The following is a 16,526-nucleotide window of genomic DNA, read 5'->3' as shown; positions in this document are numbered from 1 at the left end:
CTTATGCTAATGTACGTTTTGCTGATTTAACCGTATTGTGTGCAAGCATCGTAATCGTCATTGGACCGACTCCGCCAGGGACTGGTGTGATGTAAGAAGCTTTTTCTTTCGCTTCTTCAAAATCAACATCCCCAACAAGCTTCCCAGTATCCAAACGATTGACTCCTACATCGATGACAATTGCGCCTTCTTTGATTTGGTCAGCTTTTATAAAGTTTGCTCGACCGACGGCAACAACTAAAATGTCCGCTTTTAACGTATGTTCTGAAATATTCGCCGTTCTTGAATGGCAGTAAGTAACCGTTGCATTTTCGTTTAACAGCAATTGTCCCACTGGTTTGCCGACAATATTGCTGCGCCCTACAACAACCACTTCTTTTCCAGAAAGACTGACACCCGTTTTGTTCAGTAATTCAACAATGCCTGCTGGTGTACAAGGTAGGAATGTATCTTCTCCAAGCAGCATTTTCCCGATATTTAATGGATGGAAACCATCTACATCTTTCTCAGGTGAAATACGTTCAATAACGGCTTTTTCAGAAATATGTTTTGGCAGTGGAAGTTGAACAAGAATCCCGTGGAATTGATCGTTCGCATTGTACTGATCAATCAGCTGAAGCAATTCTTCTTCTGTTAAAGAAGCATCTAAATGATCAAGCTGAAAGTGCATGCCCATTGCTTCTGCTGCTTTTTTCTTCCCGCGTACGTAAGAAAGTGAAGCCGGATCATCACCGATTAGAATAACGGCAAGACCAGGTGTGACTCCTTTTTGTTTTAGCTCTTCTACTTCTTTTGCTAATTGTTCACGTTTTTCTTTTGCTGTTTCTTTCCCATCGATGATTGTTGCTGTCATGTCGAATCCTCCTATTGCTGCTTTAGGTCGTTTTTAATGTTCGAAAGTACACCATTTACAAATTTCGGTGCTTTATCATCGCCGAATAATTTGGCGAGTTCAATCGCTTCATTCATTGAGACACTAACTGGGATGTCTTCTTGATACACCATCTCGTACACAGACAGCCTTAAAATGGCTCTGTCTACGTTTGCAATACGATCGAGTTTCCAATTCACTAGATGCTGTGAGATCATGTCATCAAGCTTGTCCTTTTGTTCAAGCACACCGAAAACCAGTTCCTCGAAAAAAGGATCTGATTCTTGTTCATCCAGCGCATGTGTAATGGCCTCTTTCGGATCAATATTGCTCACATCAATTTGAAATAATGTTTGTAGCGCCTTTTCTCTTGCAGTTCTTCTTTTCATTATTTACTCCTTTAACCACTTTATCCGCTTGTCGTTAAGCCATACAGAGATCATAACATATTTTGACCGTGGTCGCACCAAGATCCATGCGAGCTGTGACGAAAAACGAATCAATCCACGCGTCACGTTATCAATATTCGGAAATTACTCAAAAATGGGCTTTAAAAAACCAAAGAGGCAATGCCTCCTTGGTTTCACTTGAACCCTATTTTACATTTCTTGATCTACTTCAGCCTCAGGTGCTTTTGTTTCAAATTGAATGCCAACGACATGAATGTTAATTTCATTAATCGTTAAGGCAGTCATGTTCAAAAGGGTTTGACGGATATTTTCTTGTACAGCAGTGGATACCTTTGGAATGGATAGGCCAAATTCAACCACACAATACACATCGATTGTGATGCCTTCATCAGAGACATCTACTTTTACACCTTTACGGTGATTTTTCTTACCAAAGCGTTCTGCTACATCAGCAGCGAAATTGCCGCGCATTTCGGCAATGCCTTCGACTTCTGAAGCGGCGATCCCAGCAATGACTTCAATCACTTCTGGTGCAATTTGCACTTTTCCCAATTGATCCTCATCAAGGTTCATTTCAAGCAAATTGTTTTCTGACACGATCATTCACCTCCGAAAGCTGTGATTATTTCATGATTTGGTATGTTTCTAAAAACTTCGTATTAAAGTTACCGCTCACAAATGTTTCATGCTCGAGCAATCTAAGGTGGAATGGAATCGTTGTGTAGACTCCTTCAATGACGAATTCTTGAAGCGCACGTTTCATTTTCGCAATCGCTTCTTCTCTCGTCTTACCATATGTGATCACTTTTGCAATCATGCTGTCATAATATGGCGGAATCACATAGCCCGGATAAGCGGCAGAATCAACACGTACACCTAAACCGCCTGGCGGAAGATACATTTTAATTTCACCAGCTGAAGGCATGAAGTTTTTCTCTGGGTTCTCTGCATTGATGCGGCATTCGATCGCCCAGCCTTCATATACGACATCCTCTTGTGTAAGAGAAAGCTTCTCACCTGATGCAACCTTGATCTGTTCTTTGATCAAGTCTACACCTGTGACCATTTCTGTCACAGGATGCTCTACTTGAATACGAGTATTCATTTCCATGAAGTAGAACTTCTCTTCATTATAATCATAAATGAATTCGACTGTTCCAGCACCTGTGTATTCAACAGCTTCTGCTGCTTTTACAGCTGCTTCACCCATTTGCTCACGGATGTCTGCATTTAGTGCTGGTGATGGCGTTTCTTCAAGAAGCTTTTGCATTCTTCTTTGGATCGAGCAATCACGCTCTCCTAAATGAATCGTATTGCCATGCTGATCTGCAAGCACTTGGATTTCCACATGTCTAAAGTCTTCAATGAACTTTTCTAAATAGACACCAGGGTTCCCAAAGTTTTGCGCCGCTTCCTGCTGCGTGATGGTGACTCCGTTAATAAGCTCTTCTTCTGTACGAGCCACACGGATCCCTTTACCGCCTCCGCCTGCAGTTGCTTTAATAATCACAGGATACCCAATACTAGCTGCTGTTGAAACAGCATCATCAAGATCTTTTACAATTCCTTGAGAACCAGGGACGATCGGAACGCCTGCATTCTTCATTGTTTCTCGCGCGACATCTTTCGTTCCCATTTTGGAAATCGCTGACGCAGTTGGTCCAACAAAGATCACATTACATTCCTCGCAAAGCTCTGCAAAGTCTGCATTTTCTGCTAAAAAGCCGTATCCTGGATGGATGGCATCTGTCCCTGTTAATTTTGCCACGCTGACAATATTCGTGACATTTAAATAACTATCTTTAGAAGCAGTCGGTCCGATGCAATATGCTTCATCAGCCATTTGTACATGCAGCGCATCGCGATCCGCTTCAGAAAATACCGCAACAGTTTCAATTCCAAGCTCTTTACAAGCGCGGATAATTCTAACTGCGATTTCTCCTCTGTTTGCAATTAATAGCTTTTTAATCATGATCGTACTCCTTACTCTGCTTTCACTAGAAAGAGGGGTTGTCCGAATTCTACAAGCTGACCGTTTTCAGCTAATACTTCGACGATTTCACCTTTTACTTCTGCTTCGATTTCATTAAACAGTTTCATCGCTTCCACGATACACACAACAGTGTTTTCCTTGACCTTGGAACCTGTTGTCACGTATGGATCTGCTTCTGGTGAAGAGGAAGCATAAAATGTGCCAACCATTGGGGATGTGATTTTATGCAGATTTTCAGACGCAGCTGCCTCTTGTGCAGGGGCTTCGGTCTGAGCTGGAGCTTGTGCTTTAGGAGCTTGTTGAGCTGGAGCTGCTTGGACAGGAGCCACTGGTGCTTGTGCCGCAACTTGCTGAACGACTTCTTGATTTTTCTTCAGTTTGATTTTTGCACCTTCGTTTTCGTACGTAAACTCATCGATAGTAGAGTCATCAATTAATTTAATCAGTTCATGAATTTCTTCGATTTTTAACATGGATTTGCACCCCTATGTATGGATTTATCTTTTTATTATAGGCTAGTACTAAAAGTACATACTATAACCATCTTACAGGAGGATTTCGATGAATTCAACTACTATTGTGGTGAAGCGCCTCGCATAAGCACCTTGGAGAGGGCGTCAAGCCGCATCAAAAAACGCCCTTTTCCGCAAAGGGCGCCAGTTCATTTTTATTGATTAGTGGGCTCAAAAGTGACAGCTACGTTATCAAGACCTCTCATTTCTTTTGTGACTATATCAATAATATCGGCCGCTTGAGATTTTGATTTTTTATCAGAACGAACCGTGATGCTCACTTTATCCCCTTCAGCACTTACGAGCGCATCTTTATAGCCTTTTGTTTTGATCAATGTCTCAAGCTGACGCTCAGTTCCTTCTGCTTCACTGAGCGCTGTCATTTGATCGTATGCTTCACTTTTTTCTTGTGCTGTTGCATCGTCACTGGAGACAATTTCGTTGTATTCTTCGCGCTGCTTGCTTCGTTTATCTTCAAGCTCTAGTCTGTATGTTGTAAAAAGCTCATCGTCTGTTTGCTCTGACACAGCCTTTCCTTCTTCACCGCTTGTTTCGATATCCTCTTGCTTGCCGTTTGTTTCTTTGTCAGTGGATTTCTTATCAGCGCCTTTTTCCATGCCTTTGTCCGTCCCTTTTTCTGTTTCAACTTTTTTCTCTTCAGTGCCTTTTGATTTCGTATCTTCTACTGTCACTGCATTTTCACCCTGTGGAGACATGATATAGTACACACTTAATACGACAACTAAACTTAGCATCGTTAATAGCCAAACCGTTTGTTTTTTTAACATCATTCCGAATCCTCCTTGATTTTTTTAGGGGCAACAGCCACTCTATGGCTCGGTACATCAAGCACTCGTGTAACCGCTTCAATGATGGTTTTCTTTATTTGAACGTTGTCTACTCCTTGAGCAACAACGAGGACACCTCGGATTTCTGGTTTTTTCGTTTGAACAACGACTGGTGTTTCTTCATTGCCATTTTTGATGATGACGACTTCTTCTTCTTTTGTTTGATCGGTGACACTTCGTACGCCGCCTTCTTTATCTGTTTCCTCGGTCGTTGTACTTTTATTGGATTTGTTTTTTTCAAACACTTTTAAAGACGTTGCATCTACATTGACCACAATGGATACATCCTCAACGCCGATGATGGTCTCTAAAATTTCTTTCAGCTGATTTTCGTATTCTTGCTCCACATCCTCAATTGAATTTTTTGGTTTACCTGAGGATGCCGGTTTGAATACCTCCTGCTCTTCTGAGGATGTTTTTTTAGAAGCAGGAACAGCAGCTTGTTGTTTGCTTGATGGCGGTGACAAGATCTGACTGACTAACATGAAAGATACGCCGATAATGAATACAAGCAGCAAGTAATGGTGCTTCGTTAATTTGGGTTTCCCTTCACCTTTTTCAGGCGGCTGGAAGAATGATTTCAGCTTTTGTTTCCAGTCCTTGTTATTCATGATCTGCTGCGTCACCTCCCTCAATGTTCAGCGCGATGTGCTCAGGACTCGTATTCCAAACATCAGCAAGTGTCTCTTTCACCCTCGTGATCTCTTTGCTAGAAGATCCAGCGCTTTCCTCCTTTTGCTTGGAGAGATCAATGTCCACCTTTGCCACCGTTTCTACAGCATCACCTGTGAGCGGGGAAAGAACTGCTTTGATGCGAAATTGATCCGCCTCCATATTCTGATCCAGATGCTCCTCATCAGCCAGCACTTCTACGTGTTTCATTACATAGCTCTCCTTCTCCAGTGGCTCCTTTGCGCTTTTTTCTAGTTGGACAGCCATTTGCTTTAAAATATATGCACGCTGAGAGGCTTGTATTTCTTTTTTTTCTAAATTCATCTGATTTTTTATTTCTTCTGACTGCGCTTCTTCCTTCCCTTTCATCAATTCTGAAAAAATTTGATCAGGATCTGCTCGAAATAAAGCAAAAATCGGATTGAGCATCACCACGATGAGCAGCAGGCTGACGACCATTTTTGCATACTTTTGCATGCTCGAATTGGGAAGCAGAAGATCAATAACAATCGCAAATAAGATAAAAAGAATAATACTTGTGATCCATTCCGTGAGAAAACTCAAAAGGTGTCCCCTCCTTACTTCATCATCATGGTCAGGTTACCCGCAGTGATGATGACGGTAATGCTTAAAAAGAACATGAGCGACACTACAGCAAGTGCGGCAAATATATACAGCACACTTTTTGAAATGACATCAAGACAGCTGATGATGGGTCCGCCCCCTAACGGCTGAAGGATGGCAGCAGCAAGCTTATAGATAAGGGCTAACGAAAGCACTTTAATCGCCGGGAAAGCGGCAATTGAAATCAAAATGGCGACCCCAACTAGTCCGACTGTATTTTTGAGTAAAACAGAGGCGCTGATCACGGTATCGGTCGCATCTGTAAACATTCTGCCTAGGACAGGGATGAAGTTTCCGGTAATGAATTTGGCTGTACGAAGAGCGATTCCATCCGTAACGGCCGCAGATGCACCCTGAACGGAAATGACGCCGAGAAACACGGTTAAAAAAACGGCAAGCCCGCCAATTGCCACATTTCTTAACAGCTGGGCAAGCTGGGTGACCTTGTATTGTTCGGTCAGCGTACTGATAATGCTCAATATTGCAGATAAAAAGATGAGCGGGAGAACGACATACTGAATGAAAACACCGCTCGTGTTCATTAAAAATATAATAACGGGATGAAAGAATCCGGCTGAGACAAGCCCGCCTGATGAAGCAATAAGCGCTAGTAAAAGAGGAATAAGAGCAAGAATAAAACTGGTCATCGTTTGAATGGCTTCTGTGGCATAGGAAATCGCCACATGAAAGCTGTTAAGTGCAATAATAATCAGCACCATATAAACAAGAGCATATGCGACTTTGCTGACGGTACTTTGTTCAAAGGCATTTTGTAAAAGCTGCAAAAGCGAACAAAAGATGGTGAGTAAAATCAGAGTACCTAGAAGCTTTCCGTTTGCAATGACCTCGTGAAACAGATAATGTACAAAGGCTTTCAGCCATGTTTGGGGAGACAGCTCTTTATCGCCGTCAATCATTTCCTTCACTGTGCCCTTTTGGCTTTCTGGCAAAAAGCCGCCATACTCGTCCAAAATGGTTTCCCAAAAGTCACTGATGGAATGAAGCTCAAGTGCATCAGCCTGTCCATTCGCCACTTCCTGTGCTGCTGGCTGTTCACTAGATAAAGGTTCTTTTTCTTCTGCCCCTGCATGCGGAGCAATCAGCCAAAAGAAAAGCATCAATCCCATTACAGCGGTCACCCGTTTCATTGTCATCACCTCTTTTCATTTACGTCATGGACGGGATCATTCCTAAGATCGTCTCAATGATGACTGTTAAAATTGGGACTGCCATCACCAAGATGAGAATCTTGCCGCCTAGCTCTATTTTGGATGCAATAGCGCCTTGTCCAGCATCCTTCGTCAGCTGAGCGCCAAATTCCGCAATATAGGCAATGCCAATAATCTTCAATATGGTTTCAACATACTTCATATTGACGCCGGCACTTGCTGCAATTTTTTCAATCATCGAGATAATGGCATAGATTTGATCAATTAAATAAAGAAAAATGACACATCCGGTAAAAACAACAAGCATAAAGGCGAAGGTTGGCTTTTGTTCTTTGACGATTAATGCTAAAAAAGTAGCGATTAAACCAAGTCCAACAATTTGTATGATTTCGATTTGTAAGCCCTCCCCTATCCTTGAAATAGAAATACGGCTTTAATCTTTTTAAACAAATCGTCTACAATGGTTGCCACCATAAACAAAATGTAGATAAACCCAAGCAGCGTCACCCACTGAGCGTACTCTTTCTTCCCCATTTGGTCTAAAATCGTATGGAGAAAGGCCACGACGATGCCTACTCCGGCAATTTGAAAAATGACGTTTACATCAACGCCCATGCTCTCGACTCCCTTCCTCTCACATCAATAAAAGAATCAGTAATAATCCGCTTAAAAACCCAAGGCTTCTGACCATTTTTTCATTTTTTGCTTGGGCGATTTCAGCTTCTTTCTCCTCTGATTCCAAATGGCCTAAAGCAAGCTTGATATACTTTTGCTGAGAAGTGACATCATGCTGGCCAAGTGTTTCTCCAAAGTGCTTCAACGCCTCATATTCGCCTTTTTTCAATACGGTTTTTTTCCAAACATCTTCAAGACTTTCGTTCCATGCATGGCGTGCAGAAAAGGTCCCCACTTTCAGCTTTTCTGCAAATTGTTCAAACAGCTGATTTACAGGTGGACCTACCTGCGCTGCAATTTGCTCTGCCGCCCGTGCTAAAGGGGTTTGACCATACATAATTTCAGCTTCAAGAGACTGGAGAGCAAACCGCAGCTGCCGAATTTGTTTAGGTCTGTCGCTATATCGTTTGGCAAACTCGAATCCTCCCCAAGTCGTGGCCGCGACAATGAAAATAGCGCCAATGAGCTTTAACATACGTCCACTCCCCGCCTCCATTTCATCTCTTGGCCGTCCCCGCCGTACATCCGCCCGATCGTGCCAGGCCCATTGTTTCGATTTAATTCAACATATCGTTCAAACACACGAAGCTCCCATAACGGTTTAAAAGAAGGTCGTTTATATACATCTTCAAGTGAATATCCATGAGCTGAGACGATGATGTTGACTCCGGCATGAATCGCTTCTAAAAGTGCCTCGACATCCTCACTTTTTCCGATTTCATCGACAATCATGACCTCTGGGCTCATAGACCGAATCATCATCATCAATCCTTCAGCCTTTGGACACGCATCGAGTACATCAATCCGGTGGCCAAAATGGTGCTGCGGCACCCCTCTGATACATCCGGCGATTTCAGAACGCTCATCAATAATGCCTGTTTTTCTAGGAGGGATAGTCTTTGTGCCTGTACTAGCAAGACGTGCTATATCTCGGAGCAATGTGGTTTTTCCCGTTTGCGGGGGGCCGATGATGAGTGTATTGTGCCAGTGCTCTTCATATAAATAAGGAAGAAAAGGAAGCGCAATCCCGATTTTTTCTTTGGCAATGCGGATATTAAATGAAGAGATATCTCTTAACCCTTTGACAAATCCGTTTTCAACGATCACCTTTCCAGCAAGTCCTACCCGGTGTCCGCCAGATATCGTGATATAGCCCTGTTTTAGCTCTTCCTCAAGTGTGTACATGCTGTAATTGCTCAGTCTGCCTAATAGCTGAGACGCATCTTCCCAGGTGGTGCGATAAGAAAGGAAACGTGGTTTTCCTCCCTGCATTAATTCAATAGGACGATCCGTGCGAATGCGGATTTCTTCTATTTGCGCCCATTCTGCCTCTTTCAGCAGCCTGAGTTCTTGTCCAATCGAGTGCGGGAGAATATCCAACAAACTCCGCAACGAATTCCCCTCCTTTTTTTCTTCTCTAAAATGTATGATGTGAGCCGTTAATTATGCCAAGCCGTTTCACTTATAGATCCCAACAAGAATAAACACGACACCAATGAAAATGAACACGAGCTTTGCATAGGATAGCTGCCCGGCAATTTGATAGATTCCAATCGTCATCGTGATAATAAAAATGAGCGGTCCAATGATCGCCAATATACTATTGATGACTACCGCTTTCCGTACATCATTTGTAATTAAAATAAGGATGGCTGCCGTCAGTTCAATGGCGGCAGATAAGAACCTCATGCCTGCCATTGCAGCGACTGACGGGTGTAGACCTGGGAGAAATTGTTTCATATAGAACCTCCAGCTTTTTTTACACTATATGCTTGACCAGCTGGAAGTAGTCTTGTTTTTCAAGAAGAAAGAGAGATGAATGAGAGAATTGAGAGAAGGCCTGCCTTGAGGAGTCATTTTTCCAATAAAAAAAGACTGTAAACACGAGGTTTACAGTCTTTTTTCGTTCATTACGCTCTTGAAACGTATGAGCCGTCAGATGTATTAATCACTAGTTTATCTCCTTGGTTCACAAAGAAAGGAACGTTGACGATTAAACCAGTTTCAGTTTTTGCAGGTTTTGAGCCGCCTGATGTTGTGTCACCTTTAATACCAGGCTCTGTTTCTACTACTTCTAGTTCTACTGTGTTTGGAAGTTCTACTCCAAGAGTTTCAGCACCGTACATCACGATTTGAACAGACATATTTTCAAGCAAATATTTCAGTTCATCTTTAATTTGTGCTTCACTTAGTTCAAGCTGCTCATAAGAACTTGTATCCATGAAGACATGCTGATCGCCATTTGCATACAAGTATTGCATTGTTTTTGTTTCGATTTGTGCTTTCGCTACTTTTTCGCCTGCGCGGAATGTTTTTTCTTGAATGGCACCTGTACGCAGGTTACGCAGTTTCGAACGAACAAACGCTGCGCCTTTCCCTGGTTTTACGTGCTGGAAATCTACTACTCGCCAAATACCGCCGTCCACTTCAATTGTCAGGCCAGTACGAAAATCGTTTACTGAAATCATTTTGTCATCCTCCTACATTTCACCATCATAATATGATAAGTTCTTTCGGTGAGTGGGTCAATCGTTTATTGCCGTCAGCTGTCAGGACAAGATCATCCTCAATTCTCACGCCGCCGACATCTGGCAAGTAAATCCCCGGCTCAACTGTGACGACCATTCCCTCTTCTAAAACGACCTCTGATCGTAAGGAAAGGCCTGGCGCTTCATGTACTTCCATACCTAGCCCGTGCCCGGTTGAATGCCCAAAGTATTGACCATAGCCATACTTTTCAATGATGTCTCGTGTGATGCGATCAGCTTCTTTTCCTGTTAAGCCTGGCTTGATTCTATCCACACCAGCGTTCTCTGCTTCTAATACGATATGATAAATTTCCTTTAGCTTGTCGCTTGGTGTTCCGACAGCAATCGTTCTTGTCATATCAGAACAATAGCCTTTATAGTAAGCACCGAAATCGAGTGTCACTAAATCTCCAGATTCGATCACCTTTTCACTCGCTCTTCCGTGCGGCAGGCTTGAACGAACACCTGAGGCAATAATCGTATCGAATGAAGATCCTTCAGCCCCTTCTTTTCTCATGAAAAATTCAAGCTCGTTCATGACAGCAATTTCCGTCAGGCCCGGCTTGATGTAAGTGAGAATATGATCAAAGGCGTGATCTGCAATCTTCGCAGCTTCCTCTAATATCTTAATCTCTTCACTAGACTTAATCAAGCGCAACTTTTCAACTGATTCAGAGACTGGAACAAGCTCTATACCGTCTGCTTTGGCTGCGTATTGCTGATACGTGGCAAATGTCATATGGTTTTGTTCGAACCCAAGGCGTTTCACTCCAAATTCCTTTGCCGTTTGAGCAGCCGTTTCCACAATGTTTCCTTTATGTTCAATGATGTCATAGCCTTTGACTTGATCCTTCGCTTGCTCTGTATAGCGGAAGTCCGTGATAAAAGCTGCCCGGTCCTTTGAAACGACAGCAAGACCGGCTGATCCGGTAAAGCTGGTCATATACTGTAAATTAAAACTGCTCGTAATGACAAGGCCATCGATCTCTAATTCACTTAAAAGTGCTCTTAGTTTTTCAAGTTTCATGATACTGCTCCCCCTTCACTGACTAAATAACGAATCGCCAATTTATACCCTTCTAAGCCAAGCCCAACGATTTGTCCTTGGCATACTGGAGCAAGTACAGAATGATGGCGGAATTCCTCTCTCTTATGAACATTTGTGATATGTACTTCAATGACTGATAAAGAAATACTTGCAATGGCATCTCTCAGCGCATAGCTGCAGTGGGTAAATGCACCCGGGTTAAATACGACACCATCGTATTGATCTTCTGCTTCATGGAGCGCATCAATCAAATCCCCTTCGTGATTTGATTGAAAGAACGTTAATTGGATGTTTGCTCGTTCTGCGAACTGGAACAAATCCGTCTCTAAATCTGTCAGCGTCTTACTTCCATAAACAGCAGGCTCTCTTTTGCCAAGCCTATTTAAATTGGGTCCATTCAGTACAAGAAAATGAGGCATATGACCACTCCTTCACCCTAATTCAATCTATATCGAGATCTGTTTCTTTTTCCTTAGAAACCTTTCGTTTCCAAAAATATTTTATCATATGAATAGGCGATTTACACTTTATTCTGTCTTTTTCCCGAGTGCCCTCGCAAGCTTTTGACTCGTCAATTCATTATATTCAAACGAAATGCTGTACCCGACAAACATGCCATATAAAATATATAGGCAAAATGTCGTGACAACGGTGCTTTGCTGCAACTCTTGTACTTGCTTTACATCTGGGAAAATGGGATTAAATACGTAAAAAACGAGCAGCCATAAAAGCCCGCCATATACTAAACCCATCCAAAAGCCTTTGATCCTTTTTAAAAGCCCAAAATAAATAAAGGCGGCTCCAATCGATAAAACTCCTAACAGCACAATACTGATAAAAGTACCAAGTCCTCCCTTTTTCCATTCTCCAAGCACAAATGGCTGAAGCAGCATATTGGGACTCACCTCTGAAAAATGAAACACATGGGTCAGAAACCCGATAAAGCCCCAAAAAACACCGCCGACAAAGCCTGTAGCAGCCGCTCTTGCCACAAGTGATGTCGTTTGCACGGACTGATTTTTTTCTTCTTGGTTTTTCTTTTCATCACGTTTCATTTGTGAACACCTCCAGCAAGTAGTATGTCCAAAATGTCATGAAAAAAAAGGATTTCCATGCGTGAGTGTAAAATTTTTAAAACAGGGTATACTGGCTAAAAAGAGGTAGATAGAATTCTAATAGATAATCGACCTGTGAGCTAGTGATTTCCCCTCATTTCCTGTACAATAAAGGTATAAGGAAATGCATGTAAATTACAGGAAACAGGCAGGTTGATGAAATATGTCCAATCAAACAAAACCTCCAGCTTATGGAGGGCAGGCAGTTGTCGAAGGTGTCATGTTCGGAGGTAAGAAGAACTATGTGACAGCGATTCGGCGAAAGGACCAGTCCATTGAGTTTTTGAAGCTTCCCCGGACCTCCAATAAACGAACCGCCTTTCTCAAGAAAATCCCCTTTGTCAGGGGTGTTGCTGCACTTGTTGAAGCAAGCGCAAACGGCAGTAAGCACTTAAACTTCTCCAGTGAGCGATATGACTTAGATCCTTCTGAAGATCATACTCTTGAAAAAGAACAAAAAAGCTCGAAATTATCCATGATCTTCGGCATTGCTGTGATCGGAGTTCTCTCTCTACTCTTTAGTAAATTTGTCTTTACCCTGGTACCTGTCTTTTTAGCAGAGCTTGTGCGTCCCATCTTTTCAGGGAATTTCGCACAAATCGCAGTGGAAACATTCTTCAAATTAATCCTTTTATTAGGCTATATTTACTTTATTTCCATGACCCCTTTAATTAAAAGAGTATTTCAATATCATGGGGCAGAACATAAAGTCATAAACTGCTATGAACAGAACCTTGACATCACAGTGGAAAATGTCCAAAAGCAATCCCGTCTGCATTATCGATGCGGCAGCAGCTTTATTTTATTCACTGTCATTGTCGGGATGTTCGTCTATTTACTCGTACCGACAGATCCTTTATGGGTGAGAGTTCTGAACCGCTTGGCACTTATTCCGGTTGTTCTGGGCATTTCATTTGAAGTGCTTCAATTCACGAACAAACTCCGAGAAGTGCCTGTGCTTAAAGCGCTTGGCTATCCTGGCCTTTGGCTGCAATTGCTCACAACAAAAGAACCTTCTGACGATCAAGTCGAGGTAGCCATTGCAAGTTTTAATGAACTTCTTCGTTTAGAGGAAGTATCTCTGAAACAAGCGTCAGATTCTGCTCATCAAGTGATCTAACTTATAAATCCGGTAAATTCCTTCGGAGGTGGACAGTTATGAATCGCCGAGTACATCCTGCTTTTACCATTATTTTCGCTTTAGGTGTTTTGGGATTTGTGTACTTACTCACAACGAACCCAGGCAGACTTTTTACCATGCTGCTGTCTGTTGTGATCATTGGAGCGGTTTTGTTTTTCCTATTTAGATGGCTGATGAATCGAAGAACTGGAACAGAGGGCAATCTTTATCGTAAAGCAGTCAAACAATCAAAACGTCGCTACCAGCAGCCTAAACCAAAAACGAAAAGCCAGATGAAAAATCGGGTCACTCATTTGCGAAGCGTGCCGACTGACCACAAGTCTAAGCCCGTCCTTCTCAAAAAGAAAAGCCAAACACATTTGACTGTGATTGAAGGCAAGAAAAACAAAAAGAAGAATCGCGCCTTATTTTAAAATGTCCAGCTTTTTAAAAATTGCTCGGCCTTCTGTCTGCCTAGATCGACGAGCGCCTTTTTCTTTTCTGTCATGAGTTGAAAATCAGTGGCAATGACGTGTTCTACAGGAATAAAAATAATATGACGTTCGTGTTTTGTGGCGATATGTCTTTCGTCATGAGCACCACGCATCGTTTCAAAAAGAGCGCCAAACAGTTCAAACGCATTGCGGATGGAGTGTTGAGGGCGTTCTTTTTCGTTTGGCGTTAATGTGACACCGACGAACGGTCTTTTTTTCTCTTCAGCAAACAGCCAAATTGGAAAATTGCTCAGCACTCCTCCATCTACAATGGTACAAATGCCTTTTGATGACTTCAGTTTGACAGGTTCGAAAAAATACGGCAGGCTGCAGCTCATTCGAATAGCCCTCGCCACGGAAAACCGCTCTGGATTTAAGCCATATGAAGGAAGGTCGTCTGGCAGCACAAGGATTTTTCCATTCGTTAAATCGGACGCAACGATTTTCAGTGAATCTTTTTTGAGGTCTCCAAACACGGTGACCCCCTTTCGTTTTAGCACATCGGTCAGCCATTTTTCCAGCCGGTCTCCTTTATAAAGACCGAGACGCCAGTAAATGGATACCCACCTGAGCATTTTAAAGGGGATGAATTGACATCTCCTATCAAGCAATTGATGCTCATCCATTTCATCTAAAAGCGTGCGAATTTCCTGGCTTGTAAAACCTGCTGCGATGAGTGAAGCAATGATTGCTCCAGCACTTGTACCAGCAAGACGGACAAATTGAAATCCTCTCGCTTCAAGCGCTTCATAGGCACCTGCAAGCGCTGCCCCCTTAATGCCTCCACCTGAGAACACACCATCTATCTTCATCAAGGAGCCCCCTTTGATTTCACGCTAATAATAGTGTAGGAGCTTTTGCTTTCAATTAGAACTTTAATCAAAAAGGACACCCATGCTGAGGGTGTCCTTTTTGATTAAGATTCTTGATTTGTTTGTTCGTTTTTCTTTTGAATCGCTTTCAGCTGAACAGATCGCTCATCGTTTTCTTCAAAAAATTGAACGAGATCGCCGATGCGGTCAATACTGTTCCAGCTGAGATGATGTTCAATGCCTTCTACATCATCATAAATTTTCTCTTCATCTACACCAATGATTCTTAAAAATTGCTCTAGCAGTTCATGTCTGTATACGAGACGTTTTCCAATTTTTTTGCCTTTCGGGGTTAAAATTAGACCACGATACTTCTCATAAATGAGGTATTCATCTTTATCTAGCTTCTGAACCATTTTTGTTACAGAGGAGGGATGGACAGCGAGTGCTTCTGCAATATCAGAGACTCTGGCATATCCTTTATCTTCTATCAGCATATAAATTTGTTCAATGTAATCTTCCATACTAGGTGTAGTCATAAAACCCCTCCATAATGCACCTTTACTTAATAATCAACCCAATTCTACACCATCGTTCATTAAAAAACAAGGAGTGTCCTTCGGCTTAACGCTTGTAATTCCAATCATCTGAGGCATATTTCGTTTTTGCGAGATGATGGACAAACGCTAATTCTTCATCTGTCAGCTCATAAGGTTCAAGCTCAATATTTAATCCTTTTTCAAACCCTCTTTTAAACGCAGCACGCGCATCGTCTATTGTACATGTTCGGTCTGAGATTTCATTGATGGCAACCGCTTTGTTTTTAAAGCTTCGCTGCATCCGCTCTCTCACCCGGTCGTTTGGATAAAGGAACAAATCGAACAATTTGTCCTCATCAAGGTCAATTAAAATAGATCCATGCTGGAGAATGACACCTTTTTGTCTCGTCTGAGCACTGCCCGCTACCTTTCTGCCTTCTACAACAAGCTCGTACCAAGAAGGGGCATCAAAGCATACAGATGATCTTGGGTTCTTTAAGCTTTCCTTTTCTTTATCTGTTCGAGGAATGGCAAAATACGCATCGAGTCCCAGCTCTTTAAAGCCCTCTAAAATGCCTTCTGAAATAACGCGGTACGCCTCTGTCACCGTCGCTGGCATTTCTGGATGTTCCTCTGACACAATCACGCTGTAGGTCAGCTCCTGGTCATGAAGTACTCCCCGTCCTCCGGTTGGTCTGCGGACAAATCCAAGACCATATCGCTTGACGGCTTCTAGGTTGATTTCTTTTTCAACGTTCTGAAAATACCCAACAGATAATGTCGCCGGATTCCATCCATAAAAGCGGATAACAGGCGGAATGAGCTTCTCGCTATGCCAATAAAGCAAGGCTTCGTCCATTGCCATGTTAAAGGCAGGGTCTTGGTTTCCTGAATCAATGAAACACCATTTCTCTTTTTGCATATAAAATCCCTTCTCTTTTACGTAGTCAATGTTAGATGATGGTGGTGACCACCGGTTTTCTCTCTTCATCAGTCTATCAAATAGGGACGGAATTGAAAATAATTCTTACCATTTATGATGACAAGTTTCTTATGCTTTACTATAATAGTATTTGTCTAAAACGTACCATCAGAC

The 16,526-nt window shown here is 42.4% G+C and carries 23 protein-coding genes; 2 read left to right on the top strand and 21 right to left on the bottom strand.

The genetic code is table 11. The features are described from left to right. Position 1: 1 nt before the first annotated feature. From folD to M1D84_RS07665, 18 genes are all read right to left on the bottom strand, one after another. The gene (gene folD / locus M1D84_RS07750) at positions 2–853 is read right to left on the bottom strand and encodes a bifunctional methylenetetrahydrofolate dehydrogenase/methenyltetrahydrofolate cyclohydrolase FolD (RefSeq protein ID WP_024422943.1); all 852 of its coding nucleotides are present in this window, start codon (positions 851–853) and stop codon (positions 2–4) included. Between the two features lie 11 nt (positions 854–864). Then, on the bottom strand, positions 865–1,260 hold the full coding sequence (nusB, locus tag M1D84_RS07745; protein ID WP_012010530.1) for a transcription antitermination factor NusB: 396 nt from the start codon (positions 1,258–1,260) through the stop codon (positions 865–867). Positions 1,261–1,470: 210 nt separating this feature from the next. Beyond that, positions 1,471–1,878: an Asp23/Gls24 family envelope stress response protein gene (locus M1D84_RS07740; RefSeq protein WP_024422944.1), complete on the bottom strand. Its 408-nt coding sequence runs from the start codon at positions 1,876–1,878 to the stop codon at positions 1,471–1,473. A gap of 25 nt (positions 1,879–1,903) precedes the next feature. Further along, on the bottom strand, positions 1,904–3,253 hold the full coding sequence (gene accC / locus M1D84_RS07735; protein WP_024422945.1) for an acetyl-CoA carboxylase biotin carboxylase subunit: 1,350 nt from the start codon (positions 3,251–3,253) through the stop codon (positions 1,904–1,906). Positions 3,254–3,264: 11 nt separating this feature from the next. Beyond that, a complete protein-coding gene (gene accB, locus M1D84_RS07730; protein ID WP_025092986.1) occupies positions 3,265–3,747 on the bottom strand; it encodes an acetyl-CoA carboxylase biotin carboxyl carrier protein in 483 nt (160 codons plus the stop codon). Positions 3,748–3,941: 194 nt separating this feature from the next. Next, on the bottom strand, positions 3,942–4,574 hold the full coding sequence (locus M1D84_RS07725; RefSeq protein ID WP_458106465.1) for a SpoIIIAH-like family protein: 633 nt from the start codon (positions 4,572–4,574) through the stop codon (positions 3,942–3,944). After that, entirely contained in the window at positions 4,574–5,245 is a 672-nt protein-coding gene (gene spoIIIAG, locus M1D84_RS07720; protein ID WP_024428005.1) for a stage III sporulation protein AG, read from the bottom strand. The genes M1D84_RS07725 and spoIIIAG overlap by 1 nt, the downstream gene beginning before the upstream one ends. Further along, complete coding sequence (spoIIIAF, locus tag M1D84_RS07715) at positions 5,238–5,870, bottom strand: stage III sporulation protein AF (protein ID WP_024422949.1); 633 nt, start codon at positions 5,868–5,870, stop codon at positions 5,238–5,240. The genes spoIIIAG and spoIIIAF overlap by 8 nt, the downstream gene beginning before the upstream one ends. Before the next feature lie 14 nt (positions 5,871–5,884). After that, complete coding sequence (spoIIIAE, locus tag M1D84_RS07710) at positions 5,885–7,078, bottom strand: stage III sporulation protein AE (protein WP_151862665.1); 1,194 nt, start codon at positions 7,076–7,078, stop codon at positions 5,885–5,887. Positions 7,079–7,097: 19 nt separating this feature from the next. After that, positions 7,098–7,511: a stage III sporulation protein AD gene (gene spoIIIAD / locus M1D84_RS07705; protein WP_087978339.1), complete on the bottom strand. Its 414-nt coding sequence runs from the start codon at positions 7,509–7,511 to the stop codon at positions 7,098–7,100. Then, positions 7,508–7,714, bottom strand: coding sequence for a stage III sporulation protein AC (gene spoIIIAC / locus M1D84_RS07700; RefSeq protein ID WP_003153142.1), 207 nt, complete (start codon positions 7,712–7,714; stop codon positions 7,508–7,510). The genes spoIIIAD and spoIIIAC overlap by 4 nt, the downstream gene beginning before the upstream one ends. 19 nt (positions 7,715–7,733) lie before the next feature. Next, positions 7,734–8,249, bottom strand: coding sequence for a stage III sporulation protein SpoIIIAB (gene spoIIIAB / locus M1D84_RS07695; protein WP_024428003.1), 516 nt, complete (start codon positions 8,247–8,249; stop codon positions 7,734–7,736). Beyond that, positions 8,243–9,166, bottom strand: a complete 924-nt coding sequence (spoIIIAA, locus tag M1D84_RS07690; protein ID WP_025092985.1) for a stage III sporulation protein AA — start codon at positions 9,164–9,166, stop codon at positions 8,243–8,245. Before spoIIIAA ends, spoIIIAB begins: the two co-directional genes overlap by 7 nt. A gap of 66 nt (positions 9,167–9,232) precedes the next feature. Beyond that, on the bottom strand, positions 9,233–9,514 hold the full coding sequence (locus tag M1D84_RS07685; RefSeq protein ID WP_024422953.1) for a YqhV family protein: 282 nt from the start codon (positions 9,512–9,514) through the stop codon (positions 9,233–9,235). A 170-nt stretch (positions 9,515–9,684) separates the two neighbouring features. After that, positions 9,685–10,242 (bottom strand): elongation factor P, encoded by a 558-nt coding sequence (gene efp, locus M1D84_RS07680; RefSeq protein ID WP_024422954.1) that lies wholly within the window; start codon positions 10,240–10,242, stop codon positions 9,685–9,687. 25 nt (positions 10,243–10,267) lie between these two features. Then, a complete protein-coding gene (locus M1D84_RS07675; protein ID WP_103131955.1) occupies positions 10,268–11,329 on the bottom strand; it encodes a M24 family metallopeptidase in 1,062 nt (353 codons plus the stop codon). Further along, on the bottom strand, positions 11,326–11,769 hold the full coding sequence (gene aroQ, locus M1D84_RS07670) for a type II 3-dehydroquinate dehydratase (RefSeq protein WP_332284150.1): 444 nt from the start codon (positions 11,767–11,769) through the stop codon (positions 11,326–11,328). Before aroQ ends, M1D84_RS07675 begins: the two co-directional genes overlap by 4 nt. A 108-nt stretch (positions 11,770–11,877) precedes the next feature. Beyond that, complete coding sequence (locus M1D84_RS07665) at positions 11,878–12,405, bottom strand: YqhR family membrane protein (RefSeq protein WP_034621617.1); 528 nt, start codon at positions 12,403–12,405, stop codon at positions 11,878–11,880. A 223-nt stretch (positions 12,406–12,628) separates the two neighbouring features. Here M1D84_RS07665 and M1D84_RS07660 point away from each other — a divergent pair, with 223 nt between their 5' ends. Both M1D84_RS07660 and M1D84_RS07655 read left to right on the top strand, forming a co-directional pair. Next, positions 12,629–13,585 carry a DUF1385 domain-containing protein gene (locus M1D84_RS07660; RefSeq protein ID WP_151862662.1) on the top strand — a complete coding sequence of 319 codons (957 nt, stop codon included), beginning with the start codon at positions 12,629–12,631 and terminating at the stop codon, positions 13,583–13,585. A 38-nt stretch (positions 13,586–13,623) separates the two neighbouring features. Continuing rightward, positions 13,624–14,019, top strand: coding sequence for an SA1362 family protein (locus M1D84_RS07655; RefSeq protein WP_024422959.1), 396 nt, complete (start codon positions 13,624–13,626; stop codon positions 14,017–14,019). Here M1D84_RS07655 and M1D84_RS07650 read toward each other — a convergent pair. From M1D84_RS07650 to M1D84_RS07640, 3 genes are all read right to left on the bottom strand, one after another. Further along, positions 14,016–14,891 carry a patatin-like phospholipase family protein gene (locus tag M1D84_RS07650; RefSeq protein ID WP_024422960.1) on the bottom strand — a complete coding sequence of 292 codons (876 nt, stop codon included), beginning with the start codon at positions 14,889–14,891 and terminating at the stop codon, positions 14,016–14,018. The genes M1D84_RS07655 and M1D84_RS07650 overlap by 4 nt on opposite strands. A gap of 104 nt (positions 14,892–14,995) precedes the next feature. Continuing rightward, positions 14,996–15,430 carry a transcriptional regulator MntR gene (mntR, locus tag M1D84_RS07645; RefSeq protein ID WP_024422961.1) on the bottom strand — a complete coding sequence of 145 codons (435 nt, stop codon included), beginning with the start codon at positions 15,428–15,430 and terminating at the stop codon, positions 14,996–14,998. An 85-nt stretch (positions 15,431–15,515) separates the two neighbouring features. Then, positions 15,516–16,352, bottom strand: a complete 837-nt coding sequence (locus M1D84_RS07640; protein ID WP_024422962.1) for a lipoate--protein ligase family protein — start codon at positions 16,350–16,352, stop codon at positions 15,516–15,518. Between the last annotated feature and the right edge of the window lie 174 nt (positions 16,353–16,526).

The sequence above is a fragment of the Bacillus sp. PK5-006 genome (genome assembly GCF_054161415.1).
This window is presented reverse-complemented; position numbering and strand designations above follow the sequence as displayed.